The sequence below is a fragment of the Methanobrevibacter sp. genome (genome assembly GCF_030539555.1).
Classification (GTDB): domain Archaea; phylum Methanobacteriota; class Methanobacteria; order Methanobacteriales; family Methanobacteriaceae; genus Methanocatella.
In genome coordinates, this window is record NZ_JAUNXX010000094.1 from 1 (window position 1) to 4265 (window position 4265).

The 4265-nt window shown below is 33.6% G+C and carries 4 protein-coding genes; 2 read left to right on the forward strand and 2 right to left on the reverse strand.

Going from position 1 to position 4265, the window contains the following annotated elements:
• Positions 1-22 precede the first annotated feature (22 nt).
• Together Q4Q55_RS09780 and pheT are read left to right on the forward strand one after the other, a co-directional pair.
• Complete coding sequence (locus Q4Q55_RS09780; protein WP_303372624.1) at positions 23-379, forward strand: hypothetical protein; 357 nt, start codon at positions 23-25, stop codon at positions 377-379.
• A gap of 22 nt (positions 380-401) precedes the next feature.
• Positions 402-2060 carry a phenylalanine--tRNA ligase subunit beta gene (gene pheT / locus Q4Q55_RS09785; RefSeq protein ID WP_303372625.1) on the forward strand — a complete coding sequence of 553 codons (1659 nt, stop codon included), beginning with the start codon at positions 402-404 and terminating at the stop codon, positions 2058-2060.
• Positions 2061-2219: 159 nt separating this feature from the next.
• Here the strand turns inward: pheT and Q4Q55_RS09790 are convergent, their stop codons facing one another.
• Both Q4Q55_RS09790 and Q4Q55_RS09795 read right to left on the reverse strand, forming a co-directional pair.
• On the reverse strand, positions 2220-2624 hold the full coding sequence (locus tag Q4Q55_RS09790; protein ID WP_303372626.1) for a secondary thiamine-phosphate synthase enzyme YjbQ: 405 nt from the start codon (positions 2622-2624) through the stop codon (positions 2220-2222).
• A 57-nt stretch (positions 2625-2681) separates the two neighbouring features.
• The coding region (locus Q4Q55_RS09795; protein WP_303372627.1) for a right-handed parallel beta-helix repeat-containing protein at positions 2682-4265 on the reverse strand (1584 nt) is incomplete at its 5' end.

The window sequence follows — 4265 nt, forward strand, 5'->3', positions numbered from 1 at the left end:
TCAATAAGAGGACTGTTAAAAAATGAACTTACTATGGTTTTATATTGCTATCGTATTAGCTATAAGCGACATACTGCACACAACACTCATGTGGAAAGTTTTAAATAACTTTTACATATTGTTAGGTGGCCTAATCCAACAATCCACCAAATCAACATGGCAGACATGGGTAGTGCATGAAATAATGGAAGCCGGATTTCATTTTGTCGTGCTGACAATAGTTTTCTTAAATCCGACCATAGGAATTCTAGCGGCCCTAATTCATTTTGTAATAGATGTAACCCACACTGTCTTTATACGGAATATGGGTGAACTAGAACATAGAGCTCTGCATTTTGTAGTTGAATCTCTATTTTTCATTTTACTACTTGGATTTTAAAAATAATTAATGGAGTTATTAAATGCCAGTTATTACATTCAAATATCAAGATTTAAAAGATTTAGGAATAAATATGGAAAAAGATGAACTCATAGACACTTTACCTATGATGTCAAGTGATATTGAAGACTTTGATGATGAAGAAATTAAAGTCGAATTCTTCCCAAACCGTCCGGATAACTTATCAGTTGAAGGCGTGGCTAGATCTTTTAAAGGATTTATTGGTCAGGAAATTGGTTTTCCAGATTATAAAGTTGAAAATTCTGGAGAATATGTTGAAGTAGACAGTGATGTTGCTCAAATCAGACCCTACATAGGATTTGCAAAAATAGATGATGTTGATTTTACTGGAGATAAACTCAAATATATCATGGATTTCCAAGAGAACCTCCATTGGGTAATCGGAAGAGATAGAAAAAAAGTAGCCATCGGTATCCACAATGCAGATGTTGTCAAAGCTCCATTCAAATATATCGCAACACCTAAAGATGCAAACGCATTTGTTCCTTTGGAAAAGGATTTTAAAATGACTCCCGATGAAATTTTGACCCAACATGACAAAGGTGTTGACTATGCTCATTTAATCCAGGACTTTGAAAAATATCCATTAATCCTAGATAAAGACGATAACGTTTTGTCCATGCCTCCAATCATTAACGGTGAACTAACCAAAATCAAAGAAGACACCAAAAACATTATTGTTGACGTGACTGGAACTGATGAAAGAGCAGTTAACCAGGCATTGAACATTATTTGCTCATCATTTGCAGAAGTTGGCGGACAAATTAAAAGCATGGAAGTCAGATATGCTGACAAAACCATTACAACTCCAGATTTAACTCCACAAGAAATGAATGTTCATGTTGACACAGCAAATGAATTGATTGGTGGAACTGACCTCAATGCCGGAGATATAAAAGAATTGTTGTTCAAGGCACGTTTTGATGCTGAAATTATTGATGACAATGAAGTTAAAGCCATCATCCCTGCATATAGGGTGGACATTTTACATGAAGTTGATATTGTTGAAAATATTGCCGTTCAATATCACATCAATGATGTTGTAGCAGAATTACCTGACATCAATACAGTAGCTTACGAAAATAACTGGTTTAAATCTGAAAGCACCATCCGCGAAGTGATGGTTGGATTAGGATTTCAGGAAGTAATGAGCTTGATGCTTACAAGTGAAGATGCACATTATGAAAAAATGAACCTGCCAGAAGAAGATCACGTGCAGGTTGCAAGACCAATAACTATCGATAGAACAATGATTAGAACCAGTTTAATCAACAGTTTAATGGAATTTTTAGAAGACAACAAACATGAAGACTTACCTCAAAAAATATTTGAAATCGGTGATGTATTATACTTGGATGAAACTAATGAGAATAAAACAAAAACTTCAAAAAAATTAGCTGCCCTAATTTGTCATTCCCATGCCAACTTTACTGAAATTAAATCTGTAGTGACCAGCGTATTGTCTAACTTAGGTTACTCCATGGAAATATCTGACAGTGACAATAAGACATTTATTGAAGGTAGAGTTGCTGATGTTACAGGAAGCGCCGGAAAAGGAACTATCAAAGGATTCTTTGGAGAAGTATCCCCAGAAGTAATAACCAATTTCACCTTAGAATATCCGGTAATTGCTTTTGAAATTGAATTCATTAACAAATGAATTCATCAATTCTTTTTTTTAATACCACAACTTCCTCATTTGTGTCTCCATTTGTGAGTAATTGCTCACTTGCTGTGCACCATCATAATTATTGAAAACAAATATTAAAATCAACAAGACAATTATAATAGCTATTAAAATTATTGTCCATCTTTTCAATTATTCACCAACCATCGTTAAAGTTATTGTTCTGGACCTTCTTGGTCCATCTAATTCTATGAAAAATACTGATTGCCAGGTTCCCAAATCAAGTTTTGAATTTTTAATGGGCAAAGATTCACTAGAAGATAAGAGAAATGATTTCAGATGGGACTTTGCATTATTGTCAATTCTATCATGTTCATAGCTAAATTTATCTGAAACCAAATTATTCAATAGAAATTCCAAATCATTTAACAAGCCCTTTTCATTTTCATTAACCACGATAGCTGAAGTGGAATGTCTTGAAAAAATAGAAATAATGCCCTCATCAATGTCTATTAAATTATTAATTTGTGAAGTAATATCAATGATTTCAAAGTTTTTATTTGTGTTGATTTTCAAAGAATAAGTTTTTACTGTCATCAATAATAATTAGTCATTCATAATATAAAAAGAAAAAAAAGAATTGGAGTAATATTATCAGAATTCATCTTCATCATATCTGCGTCTATACCCATAGATTAGACAGCCCATTAAAGATAAAATACATAACACTATCAAACCAGAAGTGTTTGTTAGCTCTTTTGAAGTTGTGACAGGAGGTACAATTTCATATGCTTTTCCTTCCTGAGATGATTCGCCATTTCCAGTATTTCCGGCATTTACATCTCCATTGGACAATGCATCTTCACCATTATCAGAAGTATCCTGAGACTGAATATTGGAACTGTTTGTTCCATAATTACCTGATTGTTGCGAATTGGCTATATGGGCTCCAGATGAATTTCCTCCATTGGAGTTACCTTGGTAATCGGAATTTCCATTAACATCCGAAGTTCCACTATTCTGACTATTTTGAGTTTCAGTTTTAGAACCTGTTTCACCATCACTGGACTGTGTAGTCTGTGAATCTGATGACTCCCCTTTTTCTCCTGAAGCTTTATAGTCATATCTATAGAATTGACCACCAATTTCAACTTGAACATCATGGTCAACGGTAGGATCCAAGTCCTTAACGACAGTTGCCTGACCATCCCTAACCGTTACAGTATATCTGTTTCCATCCACTTCAACGTTTGTCTGGAATGTTGCAAATTCATTAACAGCTCTCCCGGAAGCATCCCTCAACTGAAGTGAAAGTGTGTTACTTACAGATAATGTATCCAAATTCATTAATGATGCTAAAAGTCTTGGGCATACAAAAGTATTTGACGGGTCATTGGAATCGTACCAATTCTGTCCGAGTTCAAAGTTTTCATTTTCCCAGTAGTTTTTAGCCTGATAAAATTCATTATGCGCCAGATAATTGTATTCCACTTTGAGTATTGTGCTTCCGGAGCTTTTGAATCCTGAACCCAATAAGAAACCGTTACCTGTTTCGAATCCTCCCATGATGGAACGAGGGTCTTTTCTGTTATATGTTAATGAATTTGTTTTAACTACGTCATTAGTGGATGTTGAATTAATGTAGATACCATTAGTATTATCCGAAACAGTATTCCTGCTGATTTCAGTATGTGATGACTTGTTAAATGTTGAAATACCATTTAAACCGTTATGATGAATTGTATTGTTAGTGATGTTACAATAATAGATATTTGATGTTTTTATACCTGACAATTTATTATAGGAAATGTAATTATCCCTAATCAAACTATTTTTTACATCATTAATCTGCAAACCATTATTAGTAGCCTTTGAAATGTTATTTCCATATATTATAATACTGTCAGAATTTTTAGCTAAAATACAATTTTTTGCGCCGACAACATTATTATCTTTAATGACAACATTTTTTGCATTATCCACTATAACACCACAATCGCAATCGGAAGCAATTATAGTTATCCCGGACAATACACTGCCTGCTGATTTAGATGTGAAGTAAAATCCGAAAGTTTTATCTATTTCTAAACTTTTAGCCTTATCAGTTAGTTTATTTGAAGCATAAACTGTACTATTGTTTTTGGAGACAATGTTCAATTTTTTATCCACCACCAAGGAAATATTTCTGTATTCACTGCTTGTAAATTCAAAAGTATCTCCGTCATTGGCATTATCAAA

Bases quoted from the DNA above. Each gene is read 5' to 3' on its own strand.
- Q4Q55_RS09780 (WP_303372624.1), top strand. From the start codon at position 23: ATGAACTTACTATGGTTTTATATTGCTATCGTATTAGCTATAAGCGAC.
- pheT (WP_303372625.1), top strand. From the start codon at position 402: ATGCCAGTTATTACATTCAAATATCAAGATTTAAAAGATTTAGGAATA.
- Q4Q55_RS09790 (WP_303372626.1), bottom strand. From the start codon at position 2,624: ATGACAGTAAAAACTTATTCTTTGAAAATCAACACAAATAAAAACTTT.